This is a genomic window from Marivibrio halodurans (assembly GCF_017963645.1).
GTDB lineage: Bacteria > Pseudomonadota > Alphaproteobacteria > UBA8366 > Aestuariispiraceae > Marivibrio > Marivibrio halodurans.
This window is the reverse complement of the sequence record NZ_JAGMWN010000006.1, coordinates 115,552-139,165: the sequence shown is the minus strand read 5'-3', so window position 1 is coordinate 139,165 and position 23,614 is coordinate 115,552. Positions and strand designations below refer to the sequence as shown.

At 67.4% G+C, this 23,614-nt stretch carries 22 protein-coding genes; 6 read left to right on the top strand and 16 right to left on the bottom strand.

The window, feature by feature from the left end:
- Positions 1-179 precede the first annotated feature (179 nt).
- The 11 genes from KAJ83_RS13560 to KAJ83_RS19545 form a co-directional block, all read right to left on the bottom strand.
- A complete protein-coding gene (locus KAJ83_RS13560) occupies positions 180-1,373 on the bottom strand; it encodes a GGDEF domain-containing protein (RefSeq protein WP_210682621.1) in 1,194 nt (397 codons plus the stop codon).
- An 83-nt stretch (positions 1,374-1,456) separates the two neighbouring features.
- A complete protein-coding gene (locus tag KAJ83_RS13555; RefSeq protein WP_210682620.1) occupies positions 1,457-2,239 on the bottom strand; it encodes an ion transporter in 783 nt (260 codons plus the stop codon).
- 106 nt (positions 2,240-2,345) lie between these two features.
- Complete coding sequence (locus KAJ83_RS13550) at positions 2,346-3,476, bottom strand: prephenate dehydratase (protein WP_210682619.1); 1,131 nt, start codon at positions 3,474-3,476, stop codon at positions 2,346-2,348.
- A 59-nt stretch (positions 3,477-3,535) separates the two neighbouring features.
- Entirely contained in the window at positions 3,536-4,177 is a 642-nt protein-coding gene (locus tag KAJ83_RS13545; protein WP_210682618.1) for a J domain-containing protein, read from the bottom strand.
- Between the two features lie 30 nt (positions 4,178-4,207).
- On the bottom strand, positions 4,208-6,628 hold the full coding sequence (gene pheT / locus KAJ83_RS13540; protein WP_210682617.1) for a phenylalanine--tRNA ligase subunit beta: 2,421 nt from the start codon (positions 6,626-6,628) through the stop codon (positions 4,208-4,210).
- On the bottom strand, positions 6,628-7,710 hold the full coding sequence (gene pheS / locus KAJ83_RS13535; RefSeq protein WP_210682616.1) for a phenylalanine--tRNA ligase subunit alpha: 1,083 nt from the start codon (positions 7,708-7,710) through the stop codon (positions 6,628-6,630). Before pheS ends, pheT begins: the two co-directional genes overlap by 1 nt.
- A gap of 235 nt (positions 7,711-7,945) precedes the next feature.
- Positions 7,946-8,311 (bottom strand): 50S ribosomal protein L20, encoded by a 366-nt coding sequence (gene rplT, locus KAJ83_RS13530; protein WP_210682615.1) that lies wholly within the window; start codon positions 8,309-8,311, stop codon positions 7,946-7,948.
- A 39-nt stretch (positions 8,312-8,350) separates the two neighbouring features.
- Complete coding sequence (gene rpmI, locus KAJ83_RS13525) at positions 8,351-8,548, bottom strand: 50S ribosomal protein L35 (protein ID WP_210682614.1); 198 nt, start codon at positions 8,546-8,548, stop codon at positions 8,351-8,353.
- Between the two features lie 205 nt (positions 8,549-8,753).
- Positions 8,754-9,416: a nitrile hydratase subunit alpha gene (locus KAJ83_RS13520; RefSeq protein WP_210682613.1), complete on the bottom strand. Its 663-nt coding sequence runs from the start codon at positions 9,414-9,416 to the stop codon at positions 8,754-8,756.
- Positions 9,413-9,712: an SH3-like domain-containing protein gene (locus KAJ83_RS19550; protein ID WP_210682612.1), complete on the bottom strand. Its 300-nt coding sequence runs from the start codon at positions 9,710-9,712 to the stop codon at positions 9,413-9,415. Before KAJ83_RS19550 ends, KAJ83_RS13520 begins: the two co-directional genes overlap by 4 nt.
- Positions 9,709-10,140 (bottom strand): SH3-like domain-containing protein, encoded by a 432-nt coding sequence (locus KAJ83_RS19545; protein WP_210682611.1) that lies wholly within the window; start codon positions 10,138-10,140, stop codon positions 9,709-9,711. The genes KAJ83_RS19550 and KAJ83_RS19545 overlap by 4 nt, the downstream gene beginning before the upstream one ends.
- Positions 10,141-10,291: 151 nt before the next feature.
- Here KAJ83_RS19545 and KAJ83_RS13505 point away from each other — a divergent pair, with 151 nt between their 5' ends.
- The 3 genes from KAJ83_RS13505 to KAJ83_RS13495 all read left to right on the top strand — a co-directional run bounded on the left by KAJ83_RS13505 (position 10,292) and on the right by KAJ83_RS13495 (position 14,103).
- Positions 10,292-11,560, top strand: a complete 1,269-nt coding sequence (locus tag KAJ83_RS13505; protein ID WP_246484560.1) for an EAL domain-containing protein — start codon at positions 10,292-10,294, stop codon at positions 11,558-11,560.
- 35 nt (positions 11,561-11,595) lie between these two features.
- Positions 11,596-12,636, top strand: coding sequence for an adenosylcobinamide-phosphate synthase CbiB (cbiB, locus tag KAJ83_RS13500; protein ID WP_343222005.1), 1,041 nt, complete (start codon positions 11,596-11,598; stop codon positions 12,634-12,636).
- Between the two features lie 75 nt (positions 12,637-12,711).
- The gene (locus KAJ83_RS13495) at positions 12,712-14,103 is read left to right on the top strand and encodes an MATE family efflux transporter (protein WP_210682610.1); all 1,392 of its coding nucleotides are present in this window, start codon (positions 12,712-12,714) and stop codon (positions 14,101-14,103) included.
- Here the strand turns inward: KAJ83_RS13495 and KAJ83_RS13490 are convergent.
- Complete coding sequence (locus KAJ83_RS13490; protein ID WP_210682609.1) at positions 14,090-15,613, bottom strand: YifB family Mg chelatase-like AAA ATPase; 1,524 nt, start codon at positions 15,611-15,613, stop codon at positions 14,090-14,092. The two genes, KAJ83_RS13495 and KAJ83_RS13490, sit on opposite strands and share 14 nt — an antisense overlap.
- A gap of 150 nt (positions 15,614-15,763) precedes the next feature.
- On the opposite strand from KAJ83_RS13490, the gene KAJ83_RS13485 reads away from it, so the two are divergent.
- Together KAJ83_RS13485 and KAJ83_RS13480 are read left to right on the top strand one after the other, a co-directional pair.
- Entirely contained in the window at positions 15,764-16,861 is a 1,098-nt protein-coding gene (locus KAJ83_RS13485; protein WP_210682608.1) for a 3-hydroxyacyl-CoA dehydrogenase family protein, read from the top strand.
- 39 nt (positions 16,862-16,900) lie between these two features.
- The gene (locus KAJ83_RS13480; RefSeq protein WP_210682607.1) at positions 16,901-17,950 is read left to right on the top strand and encodes an NAD(P)/FAD-dependent oxidoreductase; all 1,050 of its coding nucleotides are present in this window, start codon (positions 16,901-16,903) and stop codon (positions 17,948-17,950) included.
- Between the two features lie 37 nt (positions 17,951-17,987).
- Here KAJ83_RS13480 and yihA read toward each other — a convergent pair whose 3' ends face one another.
- The 4 genes from yihA to rpmH all read right to left on the bottom strand — a co-directional run bounded on the left by yihA (position 17,988) and on the right by rpmH (position 21,318).
- Positions 17,988-18,560: a ribosome biogenesis GTP-binding protein YihA/YsxC gene (gene yihA / locus KAJ83_RS13475; protein ID WP_246484606.1), complete on the bottom strand. Its 573-nt coding sequence runs from the start codon at positions 18,558-18,560 to the stop codon at positions 17,988-17,990.
- A gap of 121 nt (positions 18,561-18,681) precedes the next feature.
- Positions 18,682-20,493 (bottom strand): membrane protein insertase YidC, encoded by a 1,812-nt coding sequence (yidC, locus tag KAJ83_RS13470; RefSeq protein ID WP_210682606.1) that lies wholly within the window; start codon positions 20,491-20,493, stop codon positions 18,682-18,684.
- 97 nt (positions 20,494-20,590) lie between these two features.
- Complete coding sequence (rnpA, locus tag KAJ83_RS13465; protein ID WP_210682605.1) at positions 20,591-21,133, bottom strand: ribonuclease P protein component; 543 nt, start codon at positions 21,131-21,133, stop codon at positions 20,591-20,593.
- Between the two features lie 50 nt (positions 21,134-21,183).
- Positions 21,184-21,318 (bottom strand): 50S ribosomal protein L34, encoded by a 135-nt coding sequence (gene rpmH, locus KAJ83_RS13460; protein WP_210682604.1) that lies wholly within the window; start codon positions 21,316-21,318, stop codon positions 21,184-21,186.
- 394 nt (positions 21,319-21,712) lie between these two features.
- Here rpmH and KAJ83_RS13455 point away from each other — a divergent pair, with 394 nt between their 5' ends.
- Positions 21,713-23,614 (top strand): hypothetical protein, encoded by a 1,902-nt coding sequence (locus KAJ83_RS13455; protein WP_210682603.1) that lies wholly within the window; start codon positions 21,713-21,715, stop codon positions 23,612-23,614.

Genomic DNA, 23,614 nt, shown 5'->3' with positions numbered 1-23,614 from the left:
AAGGGCGGGGTGGATTATTTCAAATGTCTCCCCCTTACTATAAATATCTTGGAAAAGAATCGCATTAAGTTTCGGATTGGTGAGCACATTTGAAAAATGTATTTATAATTTAAAAAATATACTATTAGTTGATTGTCCCGTTGCCGTGAACCGTTCGGGGTCGATAGCCTTTCCGGATGTCAATTGCTGGGCGGGGTCTCGGGTGACGTCTGCGCGCGCTGGACGCGGTTCCGTCCAGTCTCCTTCGCGACATAGAGCGCGCCATCCGCGCGTTCGATCAGGCTATGAAGCGACTCGTCGCCCGCCATGCGCTGCGCGACCCCGAAACTGACGGTGGATTCGATCGTCGCCGTTCCCTCCCCCGTCGGGATCGTGAGCGGCGTGCTCGCGAATGTTTCCCGGACTCGTTCCGCGATCCGGGCCGCCGCCTCGATCGTGGTGTTCGGCAGCAGGATCACGAATTCCTCGCCCCCATAGCGGCCGAGAATATCATGACCACGGATCGATCCGAGGCAGGATTCCGCGAAATGACGGATCACTTGATCGCCGATGGCATGACCATGGGTGTCGTTGACCCGCTTGAAATGGTCGATATCGCCGATCACCGCGCAGAAGGGTTGGCCCTGACGCTCGGTCAACGCCCAGAGCATGTCTCCGCCGCGCATCAGGGCGCGCCGGTTCCAGGACCCGGTGAGCGGGTCGGTCTGAGCCAGGTTGGCGAGGTCGGTCTGCGCCTTGTCGAGGCGCCGGGTCAACGGCCGGAAGATCAGCAGGACCTCGCCCAGCAGGACGAGGAGCGCCACGCCGAGAAGCCCCAGATCCAGATAGCGGAGCATGATCAGAAGATTGTCCGCGTCGTCCCTGTAGGCCTGGGCGACATGATCGAGGGCCCCCAGCAGGTCGGTTTGGGTGGCGGTCACGTAATCGGCCAGACGCGCCGGACCGATGGGCTCGCCCGCTTCGATTCCGGCGATGAGCGCCCGTGATTCGGCGATGAAGGCCCGTGCGCAGATCCTGGCATTCGATTCCGTGTCCTCGGAAAGGACGAGCCGGTCCGGCCCCGCCGTCACCTCGAGATGCAATGCTTCAAGACGGTCGATGTCCCTGCGAACGACGTTCAGGCTTCCCGTATCGGCCTGTCGGCGCAACGCCGCCACCTCCACCCGGCCGGAGACGCGCTCGATCAGCGTACGCTGCGTCTCCACCTGGTGCAGAACACGGGCGTCCCGATCCATTTTCGCCACGATGGTCTCGGTCAGGAAGTGCGAGGCCACTATGGTCATGAAAAGAATGGAAAGAGCGGATAGATAGATTTTCCACAGGGCCGTGCGAGAAACACGCTCGATCGACAGCAACCGATCCATGTCGTACATGCGTCGCAAATCCCCCCTTTACTTGCATGCCGGAACTAAAGAACTAACTATTTAGCGCAGTACTATCCAGAAGCGATTTTCTATCAGCCTTTTCCTTTCAATTCTCTTAATTCGTCGCGGATTTCCTTCAACTCGCGCATGATCTGGTCGTGCTCGCTGCCCAGCGCGCCGCGCGTCGCCGCCTCCTCGGCCGCGTGCTCCTGGCTCATGGAATCGACGATGATCGCGATGAACAGGTTCAGCACGGCGAAGGTGGTCAGCAGGATGAAGATGACGAAGAACAGCCACGCCAGCGGAAAGACCTCCATCACCGGCCGGACGATACCCATCGACCAGCTTTCCAGCGTCATGATCTGGAACAGCGAATAGAGCGAGGCGCCGATCGTGCCGAACCATTCCGGAAAGGCCGCGCCGAACAGCTTCGTCGCCATGACGCCCGCGACATAGAAGACGAGCGCCAGCAAGGTAACGACCGAGCCCATGCCCGGAATCGCGCGCAGCAGCGCATGCACCACCCGGCGCATCGAGGGCACGACGGAAATCAGCCGCAGCGCGCGGAGGATGCGCAGCGCGCGCAGCACGGTCACCCCCTCGCCCGCGGGGATGAAGGTTATGGCGACGATGACGAAATCGAAGACATTCCAGGCGGACTTGAAGAAGCGCCAGCGATAGACCGCGAATTTCAGCAGGATCTCGACCACGAAGACCGCCACCGCGATCCGGTCGAGCAGTTTCAGGAGCCAACCGGCCGCGTTCATCACGGTCTCGGAGGTCTCCAGGCCGAGGACGACGGCGTTCAGCACGATCACCGCGATGATCGCGTTCTGGAACCGCTCCGATTCGACAAGGGCGCGCAGGCGCTGCATCGGGCTATCCCCTCTCCCCGTTCATGTCCGGCGTTAAGAAGGGGAAGGGGTGGCGCGAGGTCAAGGGGCGGCGGTCACGGACCATCCCGGACCGTACCGCTCCGTCTCAGGATTCGCCGCGATAATCGGCCTGCGGATAGGTGCCCAGCAGCTTCACGCGGGTGGTGTAGAAATCCAGCTCCTCCAGCGCGCGGTCGACATTCTTGTCGCCGGGGTGCCCCTCGATCTCGGCATAGAAGCGCGCGGTCGAATAATCGGCGACGGAGATGTAGCTCTCCAGCCGGATCATGTTGACGCCGTTGGTGGCGAAACCGCCGAGCGATTTATAGAGCGCCGCCGGCACGCTGCGCACGGTGAAGACGAAGCTGGTGACGCATTTCATGCCGCCGGGCGGGGGTTCGATCCGCTGCTTCGCCATCAGGACGAAGCGGGTGACATTGCCGATCTTGTCCTCGATGCGCGGGCGCAGGATCTCCAGCCCGTAAATCTCGGCGGCGAGTTCGGAGGCCACCGCCCCGGCGGTAATGTCGCCCTCTTCCGCGATTGCCTGGGCGGCGCCGGCGGTATCGGCCATCTTCACCGGTTGGATACGCAGCTCCCGCAGGGTCTTGCGGCACTGCGCCAGGGCTTGCGGATGGCTGGCCGCCGTCTTCAGCCCGTCCAGTGTCGCGCCCTTCGGCGCCAGCAGGCAGTGATGCACCGGCTGGAAATGCTCCCCCACGATATAGAGGTTGTTCTCCGGCAGCAGATGGTGGACATCGGCCACGCGCCCGCCCAGCGAATTCTCGATCGGGATCATGGCGAGGCCCGCCTCCCCCGTCTCCACGGCGGCGAAGGCGTCCTCGAAACTGGTGCAGGGGACGGCCTGCATGGCCGGGAAGGCCTGGGTGCAGGCCAGGTGCGAATAGGCCCCCGGCACCCCCTGGAAGGCGATCACCGGATGGTCGATCACGCGCTCGATCATGCGTTTATGGTCGTCCGGGCCGTTCATCGCGCCGTGTCCTTCCCTCGTTCTCGTGATACCGGCCCGCGCCGGTCCCGTATCGCCGGTTTCCAGCCAGTCCGGCGCCAGTTTCAGCGCCAGGGCCAGCCGGCGTACCTGGGCGCGCGACGGCTCCCGCCGGCCGGATTCCCAGCGCGCCAGCGTCGATTGCGCGACGTCCAGGCGCGCGGCCAGATCGGCCTGGGTCAGGCCCCGGGCGCGGCGGCTGTCGGCGATGCGGCGGGCCAGGCTCATGATGGTGTTCTAGCGCGCCGACATGCTGGTAACAACATAAATATGCCAATATGGAATTTTTATGCTTTCTTGCGAAGAAGGCCCCAAGCCTCGTTCAACTGCGCCATGCGGGCATTGTCGCCGATGCCGCTGTCCGGGTGCAGGATGGCGGCCAGCATGCGGTAGCGCGCCTTGATCAAGTCCGCGTCCGGCCGGGCACCGGGGGGGAAGCCGAGGACGAAGAGCGCCTCGTCCCGTGTCCGTACCCCGCCCGGCAGCGCGTCGAAGGCGAGCGTGCGGACCATGGCGCGCAGCCGGTCGGCCTCGTCGCGGGACCGGGCCTCGACCTCGGCGCGCGCGGGCTTGCGCGCATCCTCGACCGCGAGGCGCAGCGTCCCGGCCTCCAGCGCCAGCGCCATGGCCAGCGCCTTGCGCAGGCGCGTGACATTCTGGCCCGCCGGCAGGCGCACCTGCAGCCGGGGCTTGCGCCGCCAGGGCTTACCCGCCTGGGCGCCGGATTTCAGGACAACGGTTTCCCGGTCGTCGCGCGCGGGCTCCCCCGGGTCGGGATAGGCGTCGATCATATCGCCCGGAACCGTCAACATGACGGAGCGCGCGATATCCCCGACATTGACCCCGCGCCGGTCGGCCAGCGCCTGCACCCGGTCGCGGAAGGCGGTGGCGCAGGGAATGGCGTAGGAATGCTTGCGCTCCGTCGCCATGCCCCGGCTGCCCCCGTTCCCTAGCCGCCCCTAGGCGCGCAGACTCGCGCCGGTCTGTTTCCCGACATTGGCGACGATCCGGGCCGCGACGGCCTCGATCTCCTTGTCGGTCAATGTCTTCTCGACCGGTTGCAGGGTAACGGAGATGGCGACGGATTTCCGCCCCTCAAGCTCCGCGCCCTGATAGATGTCGAAGACCCCGGCGGCGGCGACCAGTTGCTTGTCGGCGCCCAGGGCCGCGCGCAGGATCTTGTCCGCGGGCACGTCCGCATCCACCAGGAAGGCGAAATCGCGGGTCACCGGCTGCAGGGTCGATGCCTTCAGCAGTGGGCGCGTCTTCGCCCCGGCCTTGTCCGTGCTCTTCTTGGCCTTGGGCTCCGGGATCGCCTCCAGGAAGATTTCGAAGGCCGCGACGCGCCCGCGAATCTCGTAATCGCGCAGGATGCCGGGATGCACCTCCCCGAAGCGCGCCAACACCTTGGGGCCGAGACGCAGGCACCCCGACCGCCCCGGATGGTACCAATCCGGCGCGTCGGTGGAGACCTGAAGCTTATCGACCGGCGCGCCGCAGGCCGCCAGCACCGCCTCCACATCCGCCTTGGCGTCGAAGGCATCGACATCGCGCGGGGCCTCCGCCCAATGGCGCGGCCCGGTCTTGCCCGCGCGCAGGCCCGCGACGACGAGGTCCTGGCCGTCCTCGCCGCGCGCGCGGAAGGCGGGACCGGCCTCGAACAGCGCGGGATCGGCATGGCCGCGGTCGATATTGCGCCGCGCCGCCGACAGCAGGTTCGGCAGGATCGACGGCCGCATGGCGTCGAGATCGGCGCTGATCGGATTGGCCAATTGCATGGCCGCGTCGCCGCCGCCGAAGCGTTCGGCCGCCGCGCGCGGCATGAAGGACCAGGTCACGGCCTCCAGCATGCCGCGCGTCGCCAGCGTGCGCTTGGCGAAGCCGGTGCGCCGCTGCAGCAGCGTCAGGATCGGCTGCGGCAGGGTGCCGTCCGCGCGCACCAGGCTGACCGCCGGCACGGCGTCGAAGCCGTGGACGCGCAGCACCTCCTCGATCAGGCAATGCTCATGCTCGATATCGGGGCGCCATGTCGGGGGCACGGCCGTGATCGACGCATCCGCGATGCGGGTCTTGAAGCCCAGCCGCTCCAGGATGCCGGCGGCCTCCTCGCCCGGCACGTCGGCGCCGCCGAAGCTCTTCAGCTTGGCCGGGTTCAGCGTGATCTCGCGGGTCACGTCCGGCTGCGCGCCGTCGCGCGTGATCTCCGACGCCTCGCCGCCGCAGAGTTCCAGGATCAGGCGCGCGGCCACCTCCACCGCCCAATCGACGGAGGCCGGATCGACCCCCCGCTCGAAGCGATAGCGCGCGTCCGAATCGATGCCCAGCTTCCGCCCCGTCTCCGCGACCCGCGTCGGATCGAACAGCGCGGCTTCCAGGAAGACCTTCGTCGTCTCCTCCGTGCAGCCGGACAACTCCCCGCCCATGATACCGCCGATGCCTTGCGGCCCGTTGCCGTCGACGATGACGGTCATGCCGGCCTCAAGCCGGTAGGTCCGCCCGTCCAGGGCCAGGATTTCCTCGCCCCCTTCGGCCTTGGCCATGGTCAGGGTCTCGCCCTTCACCTTGGCGGCGTCGAAGACGTGCAGCGGCCGGCCCAGATCGTGCGTCACCAGATTGGTGATATCGACCAGCGCCGAGATCGGCCGCAGCCCGATAGCCTTCAACCGCTTCTGCAGCCAGTCCGGGGACGGGCCGTTCCGCACCCCCCGGAAATGCCGTCCGGCGACATAGGGGCAGTCGTCCCCGATATCCGCCGCCCGCGCCCAGGCGATGGGCGCGGGATAGGTGCCCGGAACCGGCGTCGCGTCGAAGGGCTTCAACCGCCCCAGGCCGCGCGCGGCCAGATCGCGGGCGATGCCGTGGACGCCCAGGCAATCGCCGCGGTTGGGCGTGATCGCGATCTCGATCACCGGGTCGTCCAGGCCCTTCCAGGCCGCGAATCCGGCGCCGACCGGCGCATCCGCCGGCAGGTCGATGATGCCGTCGTGATCCTCGGACAGCCCCATCTCCCGTTCGGAGCAGAGCATCCCGTTCGATTCCTCGCCCCGGATCTTGCCCGCCTTCAACAGCAGGTCCGTGCCGGGGACATAGGCCCCCGCCGGCGCAAAGACGCCCTTCATGCCCGCGCGCGCATTCGGCGCGCCGCAAATCACCTGCACCGGCTTGCCGTCGCCCGCGTCGACCATGCAGATCTGCAGCCGGTCGGCGTTCGGGTGCGGCTTCGCCTCCGTCACATGGGCGATGAGGAAGGGGGCCAATTGCTCCGCCGGGTTCTCCACCCCCTCGACCTCAAGGCCGAGATCGGTGAGCGCGGTGGTGATCTCATCCAGCGACGCCTCGGTCTCCAGATGCTCCTTCAGCCAGGAAAGCGTGAATTTCATCAGCTGAGCCCCCGGATCAGCGTGGGAACTTCCATCGGCGCGAAGCCGTAATGGTCGAGCCAGCGTAGGTCGGCGTCGAAGAAGGTGCGCAGGTCCGGGATACCGTATTTCAGCATCGCGATCCGCTCGATCCCCATCCCGAAGGCGAAGCCCTGATATTCGTCGGGGTCGATGCCGCTCATCGCCAGCACCTTGGGATGGACCATGCCGCAGCCCAGGATCTCCAGCCAGTCGTCGCCGGCGCCGATCCGAAGCTCCCCATCCTTGCGCGAGCAGCCGATATCCACCTCCGCCGAGGGTTCGGTGAAGGGGAAATAGCTCGGCCGGAAGCGCAGCGGCACGTCCTCCACCTCGAAATAGGCGCTGCAGAAATCCTGCAGGCAGCCCTTCAGATGGCCGAAATGGGTCACCTTGTCGATGACCAGCGCCTCCACCTGATGGAACATCGGGGTGTGCGTCATGTCGCTGTCGGAGCGATAGGTGCGCCCCGGCGCGATCACGCGGATCGGCGGCTCGCGGCTTTCCATCGTGCGCACCTGCACCGGGCTCGTATGCGTGCGCAGGACGGTGGTCATGTCGACCCCGCCCGCCTCGTCGGCCAGATAGAAGGTGTCGTGCATCTGGCGCGCCGGATGCTCCGGCGGGATGTTGAGGGCGGTGAAGTTCTTGTAGTCGTCCTCGATATCCGGACCTTCCGCCACCTCGAAGCCCATCTGGCCCAGGATGGCGACGATCTCGTCGATGGTCTGGCTGATCGGGTGCAGCTTGCCCGCGCGTTCGGGCCGGGAGGGCAGGGAGACATCGACCGCCTCGGCGGCGAGCTGCGCGTCGAGCGCGGCGGTCTCCAGGTCGCGCTTGCGCCGCTCGATCGCGCCGGCGACCTGCTCCTTCACCTGGTTCAACGCCTGGCCGGCGGCCTTGCGCGCCTCGGCGTCGAGTTGGCCGAGTTGCTTCATCTCGGCGGTGATGCGGCCCTTCTTGCCCAGCGCCTCGACGCGGATGTCGTCGAGGCTCCGCAGATCCTCGGCCCCCTCGACGCGCCGGATCAGATCCTCGGCCAGTTGGCTCGTATCGATGCTCATGATGTCGCTTCCCGAACGGTTGTCGGCGGCGGTTTCCGGTCCCGGCTGTCGTTTACCCGGTGAATCCCGGCTTGGAAAGGGGTGGGGCGGAAACGAGAAGGACCGGCAACGACCCGTCCCATCCCTCCGTATCGGAAGGGCGGGGCGGACCGGCCGGTCCTCGATTCCCGGGGAAAGTCGCCGATCCCCCCTTTCTCAAGCGTGAGGGAGGGGGGCGGCGGCCTTGCCGACTGACTTACGCCTGCGCGGCTTGCGCCTGCTTCACCAGGGCCTTGAAGGCCTCCGGCTCACGCACCGCGATGTCGGCCAGCACTTTCCGGTCGAGTTCGATCCCGGCCTTGCGCATGCCGTCCATAAATCGGGCGTAGGTCATCTGGTTCTCGCTCGCCTCGCGCACGGCGGCGTTGATGCGCTGAATCCAAAGGGCGCGGAACTCGCGCTTCTTGGTGCGTCGGTCGCGATAGGCGTACTGGCCGGCCTTCTCGACCGCCTGATTCGCGACGCGGAAGGTATTCTTCCGGCGCCCGCGATAGCCCTTCGCGTTCTTGATGACTTTCTTATGACGGGCGTGGGTCGTCACGCCCCGCTTCACACGTGCCATTGTCGGATGCTCCTGTGCTTTCGAAGAGGTTCGTTACGATCACGCGCGCAGGAAATTGCGCTTCACCAGCCGCGCATCGCCGGCGGCCATGATCTGGCCTCCCCGGTTCTGACGCTTCATCTGCTTCGGCCGGGTCGAGGTGTTGTGGCGCAGATAGGCGCTGTAGAACCTGACCTTGCCCTTGCCGGTGATCTTGAACCGCTTCTTGGCGGAGCTCTTGTTCTTCAACTTGGGCATTTCGCGACACTCCATTGAACTGGTCGGTTGGGGGAGGGGCCGGTTCGACCGTCTCCCGCGTCCTCTGGCGGCCGGGCATACCCAAGGGCCCGGGCGCGCCGCTTCACGCCCGCGGACGGCAAGCCGTCGCGCGAACCGCGGGCTTATACTAGCGGGGAAGGGCCCATGCAAGGCCGGATAAGCAGGGGGCTGGCGGCCCGCCGCCTCAGCGCGTCACCTCGCACACGCCGACCAGCGCGTCGCGGGTGATCAGCGCGGCCAGCGCCTCCTCCGACCAGCCGTCCGTCCCCCCGGGGCGCATCGGCAGCACCATGTAGCGCATGTCGGCGGTCGAATCATGTACGCGTACTTCGCGCTCGGGCGCGATATGCGTCCCGAACTCGGCCAGCACCGCGCGCGGCTCGCGCACGACGCGGCTGCGGTAGTTGCGGCTCTTGTACCAGTCCGGCGACTTGCCCAGCAGGAAAACCGGGTAGCAGGAGCACAGCGTGCAGACGATCACGTTGTGAACATGCGCCGTGTTCTCCATCACCAGCAACGGCGTCGGCCCGGTGTCGATATCCAGCGTCTCGGCCGCCGCGCGCGAATCCGCGACCAGCGCGCGCTTGAAATCCGGGTCGCGCCAGGCCCGCGCCACCAGCCGCGCGCCCAGCGCGGGCGTGCGGCTGGCCATGTAGTCGATCGTCGCGCGCAGGTCGTCCGCGCCGAAAACTCCCTTTTCAATCAATAGCTCAGCTACCGCATCCGCCATCGCGGGATAATAGCCGAGCGGCCCGTCCTCCAGATCGGGTTGATTGGGGTGTCGGTGGCCGTGTTCATGGCCGGAACCGGGGAGGTTTTCTGACGTCGCGCCGTTATCGCCGGTCATCGCGCGGGCTCCAGCCAATGTTCGTAGAGTTCGATCTCGACGCTGTCGTCCACCGCGCCGGCGTAGTCCGGCCAGAGGTCGCGTTGGCGGAAGCGCACGCGGTAGAGCGCCAGCGGCGCATGATCCGCGCGGCCATAGGCCAGTTCCTCCGGATTGCGGAAATGGCCGCACAGCCGCTCGACCTCGCCGATATGGCCGCGGCAGTAATGCGGCGTGCGGACATGGCCCGGCGGATGGGCCCGGCGTACGCGTACGCGCGCGCCGGGCGGGAAGGCGCCGTCGCTCGAGTCCGTCATTGCGTGCCCTCCTCCGGCCCGTCGGCCGGGGAGGATGCGTGCCGGGCGCGAACGGCCTCGATCCGCCGGCCGAGTTCGTCGACGGTGAGCACGCCCTTCTCGACCAGGATATTGGTGATCGAGCCGATCCAGCGTTCGTAATAGGTCAGCGTGTCGTAGACACCGGGTCCCATTTCCTCGATCCCCCGGCGCAATTCGTCGACGCGGACCAGGGGGCCGCGCTCCTTGGCGGCGAGCAGGCGCAGGATGGCGTCCGTCTTGTGCTCCCACGCCTCGTGGCCGTGCTGGTCGCGGTCGATCGGGCCGGCATTCAATCCCCCCATGTCGTGATGGCGCCGTCCGGCCTCGATGGCGCCGCGGATATCGGATGGATCGTGGGGGGCCGCGTTCGGCGCGCCGCTTGGGTGTTCGTTGTCGCTTTCCGTCATGCGATTCATGCTATCAAGGGATTATCGCGCTGGCCATATCGCTTTTCCGGCAGGGGATTAGCCGGTAGGCTCGACGGGCGGGAGGCACCCGGCGCGGGACCGCTTGTGTGCAGACAATGGGGGCGTCCGGCGGGGCGCGGAAGCGAACGACATGGCGCGTGAAGGCAATCGGCCCAGTCAGGAATATCTGCTGCTGGACTATGTTCAGCGGCTGGACCGTCACCGGGACGGGCGTCGCGGCGTTCACGTTCATCTATCCCGCTTGAAGCCGCAGAACCGGCGCGAGCACCATATCCGCATCGCGATCAACACGATCGAGGAGTTCGTCTCCGCCTATGAAGGGCAGATCTTCCTGCTCGGCAACAACGACATCATTTTCGTGACCAAGGGCGCGACGTTGCCGCAGTTGGACGAGGCGGTGATGCGCCTCAAATATCTGTTCAGCGAGGACCCGCTGACCATGACCGACCCGGACGGGGAGGACGGGCACGGCCGCTTCGCGACACTCTATAATATCGAGGGGCAGTATCATCGCTTCCAGGAGCTGTGCGAGCGCGTCTTCGAGGAGGAGCGCCAGCGTCAGAAGCGCCTTCAGAAGATGGCGGAGCAGACCGGCGACATGGTCGAGGATGCCCGCAAGCCGTTGAGCCCGCAGCAACTCGCCAAGCTGGAGGAGTTCCTGGAGCGCTCCGACCTCTCCTCCGTCTTCCGCCGTCAGGCGGTCTGCGCCGTGGCGCAGAAGAGCCCGCCCAAGCCGATTTTCAACGAGCTTTTCATTTCGATCATCGATCTCGCCCGCACCGTGCTGCCGGAGGTCAATCTGGCGGCCAATCGATGGCTGTTCCAGCATCTGACCCAGACATTGGATCGGCGGGTGCTGAAGATGCTGGCCCGGGCGGACGACAGCTCGCTGCATTCCTCCTTCTCGATCAACGTCAATGTCGGCACGCTGCTGGCGCCGGAATTCCTGGATTTCGACAACAGCCTGCGCATGGGCGGGCGCGGCACGCTGGTGGTCGAATTGCAGTTGATCGACATTCTCTCCGACTATCAGGCCTATGTCTTCGCGCGCGATTTCGTGCGCGAGAAGGGCTATCGCGTCTGCTTGGACGGGGTGTCGGCCGATCTCATCCCCTTCGTCGACCGCCAGCGCCTCGGCGTCGATCTTATCAAGCTGAATGCCAGCCCGGTGTTCGATGCCGGCGGCGACCAGGAGCGACGCGAGGATATCGCCGCCCAGGTGGAACGTTGCGGCAGGGGCCGGGTCATCCTGGCGCGCTGCGATAACGAGGCGATGGTCCGCACCGGCCAGCAGATGGGTATTTCCATGTTCCAGGGGCGCTATCTCGACGGCGTGCTCCAGCAACTGTCCCGCACGCGTAATCCGCCGCCGCCCAAGAGGGCGCGCGGCGGACGCTGAACGCCGGACTGGCCCGGAATCGGACGCGGCACCCCGTGTTTTCCTCCCTGCTCCAGAACGCACCTTCGAGCGATCCGGTCGCGATCCTGAATGGCGCGCCGGGCGTGCTCGACCCCGCCCTGGTGTTGCTGGGCGCGATGGCGCTGGACGCGGCGATCGGCGACCCGCGCTGGCTCTGGCGCCTTCTGCCGCATCCGGTGGTCTGGGCGGGGGCCCTGATCGGCTGGTTCGACCGCAAGCTGAATCGCGAGGACCGGAGCGCCGTCAACCGCACGGTGCGCGGCGCCGTCGCGGTGGCGATCACGGTGGGGCTGGCGGCCGGGCTCGGCTGGGCGGCGCATTATCTGCTGGCGCGCCTACCCTTCGGCATGGGGTGGGAGGCGCTGATCGTCGCGGTGCTGCTGGCGGGGCGCGGTCTCTTCGATCATGTCGGCCGGGTCGCCAAGGGGTTGAAGGCGGACGGGCTGGAGGGCGGGCGCGAGGCATTGCGCCATATCGTCGGTCGCGACGTCAAAAGCCTCGACAGCCACGGTGTCGCCCGGTCCGCCATCGAATCGCTGGCGGAGAATTTCGCCGACGGGCTGGTCGCTCCGGCTTTCTGGTACGTGCTGCTGGGGCTGCCGGGGCTGCTGGCCTATAAGGCGATCAACACCTGCGATTCCATGATCGGCTACCGGACGAAGCGGCATAAGGCCTTCGGGCTGGTCGCGGCCCGGCTGGACGACGCGGCGAATTTCCTGCCGGCGCGGTTGGCCGGCATCCTGGTCTGCCTCGCCGCGCTCTTCGCGCCGAGGGGCGATCCGGCCCGCGCGGTTCGGACGATGCGCGCGGACGCGGGCAAGCATGCCTCCCCCAATGCCGGCTGGCCGGAGGCGGCGATGGCCGGCGCCCTCGACCTCGCCCTGGGCGGGCCGCGCCGCTATCCGGGCGGTGTGACGGAGGGGGCCTGGATCGGCACCGGCCGCGCGCGGCTGGGCCCCCGCGATATCGCCGCCGCGCGCCGGCTCTATCTCATCGCCTGCGCGATCGGCTGGGCGCTGGCGGCCGGTGTCGCGCTCGCCGGGTGGGTGGGGTAACGATCGCGATAGCGCGCGCGGGGCGATTACGCGCCCCGCTTGCCACCCGGCGCGCCCGGGCCTATTGAGGCGGACATGTCCCGCTGGCTCCTCGACCGCTTCACCCGCCATTCCAGCGAGCTTGTCCGGCTCGCCGCGCCCGTCATCGTAAGCCGCGCCGGCGCGCTGATGCTGACGACGGTGGATATCGCGATGCTGGGCCGGGTGTCGGCGGAGGCGGTGGGCCATTACACGCTCGGCACATCGCCCTTCATCATCCTCATGGTGATCGGTATCGGCCTGCAACAGGGCGTGCTGGTCGCGACCAGCCAGCATCGCGGGCGCGAGCGTTGGGGCGAGACCGGGCAGGTCTGGCGGCGCGGCCTGCCCTATGCCGTGCTGTGCGGGCTGGTCGGTTTCGCCCTGACGACGCAAGGGGACCATTATTTCGCCCTGACCGGCCAGGACCTCGACCTGATCGGGCCGAGCGCCAGCGTCACCTTCTGGCAGGGCCTCGGCCTGGTGCCGATGATGCTCTATATCGCGACCGCCTTCTTCCTGGAGGGGCTGGGCCGGCCGGTGCCGGTGCTGGTCGCGATCTGGGGCGCGAATCTGCTGAATTTGGTTCTCAATCTTTGGCTGATCGAGGGCGGGCTCGGCCTGCCGGCCCTGGGCGCGGACGGCGCGGCGATCGCCACGACCGTGGCGCGCGCGGCGATGGCCGGGGCCTTGATCCTCTATGTCTGGCGGCTTTCGGATCATGGGGCGCTCGGCGTGCGGTTGCGGCCGAATCCGGGGTGGTTCAGCGGCGGGCGCCGGGACCGGCGCTATGGCTATGCGGCGGGCCTCTCGCTCGGCTTCGAGACCGGGGCCTTCGGGGTGCTGGCGCTTTTCGCCGGATGGCTGGGGCCGCAGGCGCTGGCGGTCTACGGCATCGCCAATGCGCTGCTGGCGATGCTGTTCATGGCGGCGCTCGGTATCGCCACCGCGACGGGCGTGCGCGTCGGCGTCGCCCACGGCCGGGGGGACGGGCCGGACCGCGCATTGGCCGGATGGGTCGGTTTCGCCTGGACCATGCTGGCGATGGGTCTCTTCGCGGTGATCCTTCACGTTCTGCCGGGGGAGGTCGCGGCGATCTATACCAACGACCCCTTCCTGGCGGTTGCCTCGGTACCGGCGATCCTGCTGGTCGGCTGGCTGGTCTGCGCCGATGGCGGGCAGGTGCTGGTCGCCAATGCGTTGCGCGCGGCGGACGACCCGTGGGTTCCCAGCATCATGGCCTTCTTCAGCTATTTCGTGGTGATGATTCCGCTCGGCTGGTATCTGGGCATCCGCCTGGAGCGCGGGGTGGAAGGGCTGTATGAGGGCATCCTGATCGCCAGCGTGATCAATGCCGCGATCCTGACCCTGCGCTGGGGCTGGATCAGCCTGCGCGGCGTGCGCGCCGCGCCGCCGCCGCTAACCGGCGGCCCCCCTACCCGGCATTGAGCGCCAGGCGGCGATAGCTCAACGCCTCCGCGATATGCGGGCGGCGGACATCGGCGGCGCCTTCCATGTCGGCCAGCGTGCGCGCGACCCGCAACACCCGGTGATAGCCCCGCGCGGAAAGGCGAAGACGCTCCGCCGCCTCCGACAACAGACGCCGTCCGGCCTCGTCCGGGGCGGCGATCTCCTCCAGCAGGCGCCCGTCGGCCTGGGCGTTGGTGGCGACGCGTTTCTCTTCCGGCAGGGCGGCGAAGCGGGCATCCTGGATGGCGCGTGCCTCGGCGACGCGGGCGGCCACCTGCCGCGATCCCTCCGCCGGCGGGGGCAGCGCCAGATCGGCGGCCGAGACCGCCGGTACATCCACATGCAGATCGATGCGGTCGAACAGCGGACCGGAGATCTTCGATTGGTAATCCATCGCGCAGCGCGGCGCGCGGGTGCAGGCCCGCTCCGGATCGTCCAGATAGCCGCAGCGGCAGGGGTTCATCGCCGCGATCAACTGTACCCGCGCCGGATAGGTGACATGGGCGTTGACGCGGGCCACCACGGCGCGGCCCGTCTCCAGCGGTTGACGCAGGCTTTCCAGCGCCTGCCGCTGGAACTCCGGCAGTTCGTCGAGGAACAGCACGCCGTTATGCGCAAGGCTGATTTCCCCCGGCCGGGCCCGACCGCCGCCGCCGACCAAGGCCGGGGTGGAGGCGGAATGATGCGGGTCGCGGAAGGGGCGCGCGCGGCTCAACCGCCCATCCTCCAGAAGCCCCGCGACCGACTGGATCATGGAGACTTCCAGCGCCTCCCGCGCGCCCATTTCCGGCAAAATGCCGGGCAGGCGTGCGGCCAGCATGGATTTCCCCGCCCCGGGCGGCCCGACCATCAGCAGATTATGTCCCCCGCTGGCCGCGACCTCCAGCGCGCGCTTCGCGCTTTCCTGACCCTTGATGTCGGAGAGGTCGGGCGGCTCCGCCCCCGGCGGGGCCAGCTTCGCCTCCGGCGCCGGCAGGACGGAGCTTCCCTTGAAATGATTGACCAGCGCGATCAGCGACGGCGCGGCCAGGATCTCCAGATCGCCCGCCCAGGCGGCCTCCCCGCCCTGCGCGGCCGGGCAGATCAACCCCCGGTCCGTACCATTCGCCGCCATCGCCGCCGGCAGGACGCCCGCGACCCCCGTCACCGTCCCGTCGAGCGCCAGTTCCCCCAGCACCACATAGTCGGCCAGCCGCTCCGCCGGCAGGATTTCCATCGCCGCCAGCAGGCCCAGCGCGATGGGCAGGTCGAAATGGCTGCCTTCCTTCGGCACGTCGGCGGGGGAGAGGTTGATGGTGATCCGCTTCGGCGGGAAGGCGAGGCCGATGGCGGTAAGCGCGCCGCGCACCCGCTCCTTCGACTCGGCCACCGCCTTGTCCGGCAGGCCGACGATGGCGAAGGCCGGCATGCCGGACGACATCTGGACCTGCACGTCGATCGGCAGGGTGTCGATACCGAGGAAGGAAACGGTGGAAACGCGTGCAACCATGAGGGTCTTTATGGCCCAGCCGCGCGCTGGTGTCAGGCGGAAAATGCACGTGAGGGCGGGCGTCCCGCGCCGTCTCGACAAGGGGCGCCGCCCCGCCTATGGTCGCGCCGGTTTTCCGGCATTTTCCTATAGTCAGCGAGGAGCAGCGGCATGACGTTCAAGACGGTCGGAATCATCGGCGCGGGCACCATGGGATCGGGCATCGCGACGAGCCTCGCGGGGCAGGACGTGGCGGTGAAGCTGGTCGATACCACCGAGGCGGCGCTGGAGCGCGGGCTGGGCGCGGTGCGGAAGTTCTATGACCGCGCGGCCGAGAAGGGCAAGATCGGCGCCGACGCGGCGCAGGCCGCGATCGCCCGGGTCGAGGGCGGGACCGACCTGTCCCACATCGCCGGCTGCGATCTGGTGATCGAGGCGGTGTTCGAGGAATTCTCCGTCAAGGAGACCCTCTACAAGAAGCTGAACGACGTGCTGCCCGATACGGCGGTGCTGGCGACCAACACCTCCGCCCTGAAGGTCTCCGAACTGGCGGAGGCCTATAAGGACCCGTCGCGGTTCCTCGGCCTGCATTACTTCAACCCGGCCGCGATCAACCCGATCGTCGAGGTCGTGCGCGGCGAGAAGACGGACCCCGCGCTGTTCGATGCGGCGCTCGCCTTCTGCGAGGCGACGGCGAAGAAGCCGATCGCCTGCAAGGATCATTACGGCTTCGCCATCAACCGCTTCTTCGTGCCCTACGGCAACGAGGCGGTGCGCCTGATGGACGAGGGGGTCGGCACCCCGGCACAGATCGACCGCGTCGCCAAGGATTGCCTGGGCGTCGCCGCCGGCCCGTTCCAGGTGATGAACCTGGTGAAGCCGAAGATCATGTATCATGCCCAGAACAATCTGAAGCCGCACGGCGCCTTCTATGCCATCGCCGACAGCCTGGCCGCGAAGGGCGACAGCGATTACGAGTTCGAGATCGACGAGGCTGCCGCCGGCGACGGTGCCAATGACGAGCCGATCGCCGACTGGTTGCGCGCCGCCGCCTTCTTCCCGATCCTGCAGGAGCTGGACGAGGACGTGGCCTCCGCCGCCGATATCGACATGGGCGCGGCGCTGGCGCTGCGTTTCGGTAAGGAGCCCTGCCGCCTGATGGACGAGCTTGGCCGGGACGAGGTGGCGCGCATCGTCGGCCTCGTCACCGACAAGTACGGCCACGCCATGCCGAGGAGCCTGGAGCGCGTCGGCGGTCTGCGCGCGTAAATGCGGGGGCGCGGTCCATGACCGGGCGGGAATTGGGCGATGGCTGAACCGCGCGACGGCCCTTCCGTCCTGATCGTCGGCGCGGGGCTGGCGGGGGTTGCCTGCGGCCTCGCGCTCGACGCGGCCGGTTTCCGAGTGCGGCTGGTCGATAAGGGGCGGGCTCCCGGCGGCCGTCTCGCCACCAGCGCGACCGGCGGCAGCCCGTCCGGCATGGGGCAGGACGCGCCCTGGCGCTTCGATCACGGCGCGCAATATGTCACCGCCCGCGACGATGATTTCCGGCAGGCGCTCGACCGGCTGGTCGCGGGCGGCTCGGCCGCGCGGTGGGACGGGCGGTTCCTGACCCTGCGTCCCGACGGGACGGCGCCGGAGGCGGACCCGCCGCCGCGCTATGTCGGCGTGCCGGGGATGACGCAGATTCCGGGGCAACTGGCCTTCGACCTCGACCTCGCGCTGGAGGCGGAGATGCCGCCGCCGGACCGGATGGCGGACGGTGGCTGGGATCTGGGCGCCTATGGCGCGGCCGACCTTTTCCTCGTCACCGCGCCGGCGGCCCAGGCACGCGACCTGCTGGCCGCCGCCCCGGACCTCGCCGCGCGGACGGACGCGGCCCGTTTCGCGCCCTGCATCGCCGCGATGGTCGGCTTCCAGGGGGGGATCGACCTGCCCGCCGCCGGGTTCTTCGTGGAGGACCCGGACGGGGTGCTCGCCTGGGTCGGGGTGAATGGCGGCAAGCCGGGACGGCCGTCGGGGACGACCTGCCTCACCCTGCACGGCACGGCGGAATGGAGCGCCGCGCACCTCGACACCGACAAGGATGTCGCCAAGCATGCGCTGCTGCGCCGGTTCCGCGCGCTGGCCGGCGATGCGCTCGGTCTCGACCTGCCGGGGACGCCCGCCTATTTCGCGGCGCATCGGTGGCGCCATGCCCGGGCCGTCTCCTTCGCCGCCGCCTGTTTCGACGAGGGGGCCGACGCCGGTTTCGCGGGCGATTGGGCGCCGCCGGACGGGCGGGGCGCGGGCAGGGCGGAGGATGCGTGGCGCGGCGGCCGGGCGCTGGCCCGGGCGGTGATCGCCGCGCGCGGGTGACAGGCGCCCCGACCCCTGAAAAGGAAGAAGCGGCTGGCTATCCCGGCAGGGCGATATCCGCCAGCCGGGCGCGCAGGATGTCGAGGCCCTGGCCCTTCACCGCGCTGGTGCGGATGGCGCGCGGGGCGGCGGCGGCGCGCTTGGCGACCGCCTGGGCCAGCATCGCGTCGATGCGGTCCAGCTCCCTCGCCTTCGGCTTGTCCGACTTGGTCAGGACGGTTTGATAGGCCACGCCCGCCTGATCCATCAATTCCATCAGCGCGCGGTCGGATTCCTTCGGCCCGTGGCGGGCGTCGATCAACAGGCAGACCAGGCGCAGCATGGCGCGGCCGCGGATATAGTCGCGGATCAGCTCGGTCCAGCCCTCGACCGCCGTCCTGGGCGCCTTGGCGAAGCCGTAGCCCGGCATGTCGACGAGGCGCAGCCGCTCGTCCAACTCGAAGAAATTGATCTCCTGGGTCCGCCCCGGCGTGTTGGAGGTGCGGGCCAGCGTCTTGCGTCCGGTCAGCGCGTTGACGAGGCTCGACTTCCCGACATTGGAACGGCCGGCGAAGGCGATCTCCGGCACGTCGGGCGGCGGCAACTGGGCGATCGAGACGCAGCCCAGCATGAACCGCGCCTCATGCGCGAACAGTCGACGGCCCGCCTCGATCGCGTCCGCCTCCGGGGCGTAGGCTGGGGGAAGGGCGTCGGCCACCGTCGCAATCCGTTCGTTCGTTCGTCCGCCCGCGTCAGCTGGACTTCGACTTGCCGCCGCCGACGGCGACGCCCATGCGGCGCATGATGACGTACTGCTGGGCGATGGACAGCGTGTTGTTCCAGGCCCAGTAGATCACCAGCCCGGCCGGGAAATGCGCCAGCAGGAAGGTGAAGATCAGCGGCATGAAGGTGAAGACCTTCTGCTGGATCGGGTCGGAGGGGGTCGGGTTCAGCTTCTGCTGCAGGAACATCGACAGGCCCATGATGACCGGCCAGACGCCGATATTCACGACCTGCAGGAACTCCGGCACCGCATAGTCGAACAGCCCGAACGCCGTCAGCAGGCCGAGCGGGTCGGGCGCCGACAGATCCTCGATCCAACCGAAGAAGGGCGCGTGGCGCATCTCGATGGTGACGTAGAGCACCTTGTAGAGCGAGAAGAAGACCGGAATCTGCACCAGGATGGGCAGGCACCCGGACATCGGGTTCACCTGTTCCTTCTTATAGAGCCCCATCAGCTCCTGGTTCATCTTCTGCCGGTCGTCGCCGTACTTCTCCTTGAGCTCCTGCATCTTCGGCTGGAGGAGCTTCATCTTGCTCATCGAGCGATAGGATTTGTTGGCGAGCGGGAAGAAGGCGAGCTTGATCACCAGCGTCAGCGCCAGGATCGCCAGCCCGAAATTGCCCAGGATGCCGTTCAACCAGTGGATGGCGAAGAAGATCGGCTTGGTCAGGAAATAGAACCAGCCGAAATCGACCGCGAGGTCGAAATTGGGAATACCGAGCTCGGCCTCGTACTCGTCGAGTAGCAGCGTGCGCTTCGCCCCGGCGAAAAGGCGGCTCGTCCGCTCCACGCTCTCGCCCGGCTGGATCGCCTGGGTCGGGCTCAGGAAATCGACCTGATAGCGGTCCTGCACGCCCGCCTTGGTGGCGGTATAGCGCGCGTCGACCGGCTGGCCCTGATCCGGGATCAGGCTGACCAGCCAGTATTTGTCGGTGATGCCCATCCAGCCGCCGGTGGTCTTGAAGCTCCGGCGCGCGCCCTCGGCGTCGCGGAGATCGTCATAGTCGATCTCCTCCAACCCGCCGTCGAGAACGCCGATCAGCCCCTCATGCAGGATATAGAGCTGGCTGACCGCCGGCGTGCCCGTGCGCGAGACGAGGCCGTAGGGCGCGGCGCTGACCGCCGCGTCGGACTCGTTCACGACGCGCTGCGTGACCGTGATCATGTAATTCGCGTCGATCGCGATTTCCTGCTCGAAGGTCTGGCCCTGGCCGTTCGACCAACTCAGCGTCACCGGCTCGCCGACCGAGAGATGGTCCGAGGAGGCCTGCCAGCGCGTCTGCCGGTCCGGCGTGGCCACGTCGCCGATTTGGGCCCAGCCGAACTGGGCGTAATAGGGGGCCGCGCCCGCCGCCGGCTGCAACAGGTCGATCAGCGGCGACTCCTCCTCCACCGTGACGTGATAGTCCTTGAGGGTCAGGTCGTCGAACCGCGCGCCCTCAAGATTGATGCTGCCGGAGAGGCTGGGCGTCTCGATGGTGACGCGCGGCGCCTGGGCCAGCGCTTCCGCCCGGGTCAGGCCCGCATCGCCCTGCGCCGCCGTGGGGGCGGAGCCCGGCGCGCTCGGCGCGCTGCCGGCCGTCGGCACGTCGGATTGTCCGGAGGCGCCGCCGCCCCCTTGCGCGCCCTGCTGGGAGACCTGCTGTTCCGTCTGCGCCTGCTGGGCCGCCTCGTCGGGCGGCGAGAACAGGGCCTGGTCGGGGAAGACGACCTGCCAGCCGATCAGAATCGCGACCGAGAGGACGATCGCTAGCCAGAGATTGCGGTTGTCCGGATTCATGCGCGGGCTCTTTCCTGCCTTGCCGTGACCTGCCTTGCCGTGATCCGCCCCGCATGGGCCGCGCGATCCGAATATGGCGCGCGGCTCTTGCCGGCGGTCAGTCTCCCTCGGCCCGTCCCTCGGACGGGCCGCGTTCCTTTTTCGGCGCCCGCTTCTCCGGCGCTCCCATCGTCGGCGCCGCTACCCTAGGCGCGGCGCGCAGACAGCGCAGCCGCTTGAGCGCGGACAAAAGGTCGCGCCGCAGGGCGCCATAGGCGCGGTCCGCCGTCGATCCGCGCGCGATCAGCACGTAATCGACCCCCGGACATGCCTGCGCGCGCAGAACCTCCTCGGCCAGCGCGCGCAGTCTGCGTTTCGCCCGGTTCCGGGTGACCGCCTTGCCGACCTTGCGGCTGGCGGTGAACCCGACCCGGATAATCTCCGGCGCGCCGTGTTCGGGCGTCCCATCTCCCGGCACCGTATCCCTCGCGGCCGCCCGGCCCGTCTCCCGGGCGATGCGCTCGGCCTCGCTTCGGTCCAGCGCGCGCGCCTGAAGCACCAGGCCCGGCGTCGCGGCGCTGTTCCGCGCCCGGGTCGCGCGCAGGAAGTCGCGGCGACGCTTCAGGCGGAGCATGACGGGATCGGGAACGGGATCGGCCATCGAACGGTCTCGATCCGGCCGACGCGCGCGTCCGTGCCGATCGGAACCGATCAGGCGGACAGGCGCTTGCGGCCCTTGGCGCGGCGGCGATTGATGACCTGGCGGCCGGCCTTGGTGGCCATGCGCGCGCGGAACCCGTGGCGGCGCTTGCGCACCAGACGGCTCGGCTGGAAAGTACGTTTCATCGTCCCGGTCTCCTAGACAAAGCGAACGGGGCCACGACGCGCGACGCATGATGGCACCCGCGCGGCCCCGGAAAATTGCCGGCGCTGTATAGGGGTTGGCGCGGGGTTAGTCAACGTGGCCTCCCGCGGGCGGATTATCATCCAGAGAAGCTTTTAATCGGGAAAATGAAAAATTCATTTTGTTCTTTATAAAAGGATCAAAATCCCGTTGGATAAATTATCCATGCACCCCTCTTGTGTCCGGCATAGGCACCGACCAATGCACGCTATCTGAGGGCGAAGGCATGTAGCCCAACAGGGCGGCCCGGCGGTCTATGTCGGAGCCGCCCTTTTTATTGCTTTATTGCGCGGCTTACCGAATCCGCCGCCGAGAAAATCGAGAGAGGAGAGTTCCATGGCGGGAAGCGAAGAAACACATGCCGAGACCACTAAGACCCATCAAGGGATGGAGACGGAGTTGGCTCATCGTGAGGGTAACGTGAAACCGGGTCGATCCGAGAAGGAAGCAGCACATGAGTCCCGGCGTTCCGAGAACATGTTTCTGGAGGAGGATTGGACCCGGACCCGGCGCGATCGACCCACCCAGCCCCATGTTCTTCCCCACCGAGATCCAGAGACGATCAAGCCTGAGCCACGTTCCCAGGTCACCGATATCTCTCGTTCTCGTTCCGGGCGGGATCCCTGGCGGCATTCGGTCCAACGAAATAAAGCGTCGATGCACCAATCCGAGGGTTCTAACATCCGTTTCTCGTCAGGAGACCGTGCCTCATTGGAACGCACGGCGAGGGCGCTTGATACTACGACCGATATCTCGGGGTTCGAACCCATCCTGAAGGGGGCGGTCGATCGAGATCCATCCGCCACCCTTTCAGAGGTCGATTTCCTGCGCACCGCGATGACGGATGAAAGCAATCGCGCGCATCTTGATCACATGCTGGACCGGATAATGCGGCACACGACTCCCACAGCCACGCCGCGAAGGGCGGGTCGGGCCCGTGCGCATGTCGCATCAACTTCGACCGAGGGGGAGGACCACTCATCGCGCACGCTTGCGCCGGGCGATCCCGTCGAGGCGGTTCGTCGCGGATGGGCCCGGAAGGCAGTGCCCAACAATTGGGTCGCGCGTAACAAGAAAACCGACGATCTCCACCCCCTCGATCCCGAAACAGGCAAGGTGATCGTAGGATTGGATGATATGCCGCTCCGGTTGCGGGCGGATGGTTTGGAGCCGACCACCGCTACCGAAGACGCTTTTCGTGCTCTTAAGGAAGGACAGGATTTGGTGCGTGCCATGGCGCGAGGGGTGGATGGCGAAGGAGCGATCGGCATTCGTGATCGTGAGGCACTCCGGGAGCAAGTAGCGAACCGCTATGCTCGGCTACCGGCGGTTCGAGGCACGCTGGAAGAAGCACTCCGCTTTCTCGATGACGATCGGCCTGAAAGCCGAGCTTACGCCAAGCAGGTGCTCGAACGGGCCTCGCAAATGATCGCCGACCCCGCCCTTCTGGGGCGGGATATCGCCAATAGACGTTTCGCCGAACACCTTGGCACGAAGGAAATGCGCGATGCGGGTGAACGTCGCCTCGCCTTGACGGAACGAAAACGGGCTCGCCAATCGTCGATCGTCGGGACACTTGTGCGCTTCGATAACATAATACGAGACATTCCTTCCGACGCACCGAGCCGTGATGCGCGGGTCGAGGCCGCGCGCGAGGAACTCTGGGCCCGGATTGCCCCGGCGATCGACGATTATGCCTTAGTGAATTCCGCGCTTCTCGAAGTGCCCCGCCCCCCTTACCCGGAGCAAGACGAGGCGGCGGCTTTCGCCACCGGTCTGCATGCGGAGGAACATTTGGCGATGCGTCGTACCCTTGCCGATCTAGGTGTTGGTGCGATTACGGGTGCCGGGGTGGCCGGAGCCGCCTGGAAACTAGGCCGTGGCGCGGCGGGTTTGCTCGGCCTGGGCGCCACCGCCGTCGATATCGCGCGATCGTCCGCCGAACGGCAATCGGCGTTGTCGAATGAGCTCTTCGAGCGGGCGTCACGCGAAGGCGTCGATATCGCCGATCCTGATGCCGTCACGGCTTATATCAAGGACCGCCCGGAGCTCGGCCGCGCCCTGAGCCGAAAGCTCCTGACCGGTCTCGCCACCGATGTCGTGTCGGGCGAACTCGGCGGATGGCTCGGCAGGAGGCTTTCCGAGAGGTTGGGCGGCGGTCGTGTAAGTGACCACATATATTCTCAAGCGGCGGAGAAGGTGCTCAAGAACGCGGTGTTCGAGGATGAACCGGAATAG

Excerpts from the sequence above, each read along its gene's own strand:
- KAJ83_RS13520 (WP_210682613.1), bottom strand. The coding sequence starts at position 9,416 with ATGACCGGCGATAACGGCGCGACGTCAGAAAACCTCCCCGGTTCCGGC.
- rpmH (WP_210682604.1), bottom strand. The coding sequence starts at position 21,318 with ATGAAACGTACTTTCCAGCCGAGCCGTCTGGTGCGCAAGCGCCGCCAC.
- KAJ83_RS13505 (WP_246484560.1), top strand. The coding sequence starts at position 10,292 with ATGGCGCGTGAAGGCAATCGGCCCAGTCAGGAATATCTGCTGCTGGAC.
- rplT (WP_210682615.1), bottom strand. The coding sequence starts at position 8,311 with ATGGCACGTGTGAAGCGGGGCGTGACGACCCACGCCCGTCATAAGAAA.
- pheT (WP_210682617.1), bottom strand. The coding sequence starts at position 6,628 with ATGAAATTCACGCTTTCCTGGCTGAAGGAGCATCTGGAGACCGAGGCG.
- pheS (WP_210682616.1), bottom strand. The coding sequence starts at position 7,710 with ATGAGCATCGATACGAGCCAACTGGCCGAGGATCTGATCCGGCGCGTC.
- KAJ83_RS19545 (WP_210682611.1), bottom strand. The coding sequence starts at position 10,140 with ATGACGGAAAGCGACAACGAACACCCAAGCGGCGCGCCGAACGCGGCC.
- KAJ83_RS13560 (WP_210682621.1), bottom strand. The coding sequence starts at position 1,373 with ATGTACGACATGGATCGGTTGCTGTCGATCGAGCGTGTTTCTCGCACG.
- yidC (WP_210682606.1), bottom strand. The coding sequence starts at position 20,493 with ATGAATCCGGACAACCGCAATCTCTGGCTAGCGATCGTCCTCTCGGTC.
- rnpA (WP_210682605.1), bottom strand. The coding sequence starts at position 21,133 with ATGGCCGATCCCGTTCCCGATCCCGTCATGCTCCGCCTGAAGCGTCGC.
- KAJ83_RS13480 (WP_210682607.1), top strand. The coding sequence starts at position 16,901 with ATGGCTGAACCGCGCGACGGCCCTTCCGTCCTGATCGTCGGCGCGGGG.
- rpmI (WP_210682614.1), bottom strand. The coding sequence starts at position 8,548 with ATGCCCAAGTTGAAGAACAAGAGCTCCGCCAAGAAGCGGTTCAAGATC.
- KAJ83_RS13485 (WP_210682608.1), top strand. The coding sequence starts at position 15,764 with ATGACGTTCAAGACGGTCGGAATCATCGGCGCGGGCACCATGGGATCG.
- KAJ83_RS13495 (WP_210682610.1), top strand. The coding sequence starts at position 12,712 with ATGTCCCGCTGGCTCCTCGACCGCTTCACCCGCCATTCCAGCGAGCTT.
- yihA (WP_246484606.1), bottom strand. The coding sequence starts at position 18,560 with ATGCTGGGCTGCGTCTCGATCGCCCAGTTGCCGCCGCCCGACGTGCCG.
- KAJ83_RS13555 (WP_210682620.1), bottom strand. The coding sequence starts at position 2,239 with ATGCAGCGCCTGCGCGCCCTTGTCGAATCGGAGCGGTTCCAGAACGCG.
- KAJ83_RS13550 (WP_210682619.1), bottom strand. The coding sequence starts at position 3,476 with ATGAGCCTGGCCCGCCGCATCGCCGACAGCCGCCGCGCCCGGGGCCTG.
- KAJ83_RS13490 (WP_210682609.1), bottom strand. The coding sequence starts at position 15,613 with ATGGTTGCACGCGTTTCCACCGTTTCCTTCCTCGGTATCGACACCCTG.
- KAJ83_RS13545 (WP_210682618.1), bottom strand. The coding sequence starts at position 4,177 with ATGGCGACGGAGCGCAAGCATTCCTACGCCATTCCCTGCGCCACCGCC.
- KAJ83_RS19550 (WP_210682612.1), bottom strand. The coding sequence starts at position 9,712 with ATGACGGACTCGAGCGACGGCGCCTTCCCGCCCGGCGCGCGCGTACGC.
- KAJ83_RS13455 (WP_210682603.1), top strand. The coding sequence starts at position 21,713 with ATGGCGGGAAGCGAAGAAACACATGCCGAGACCACTAAGACCCATCAA.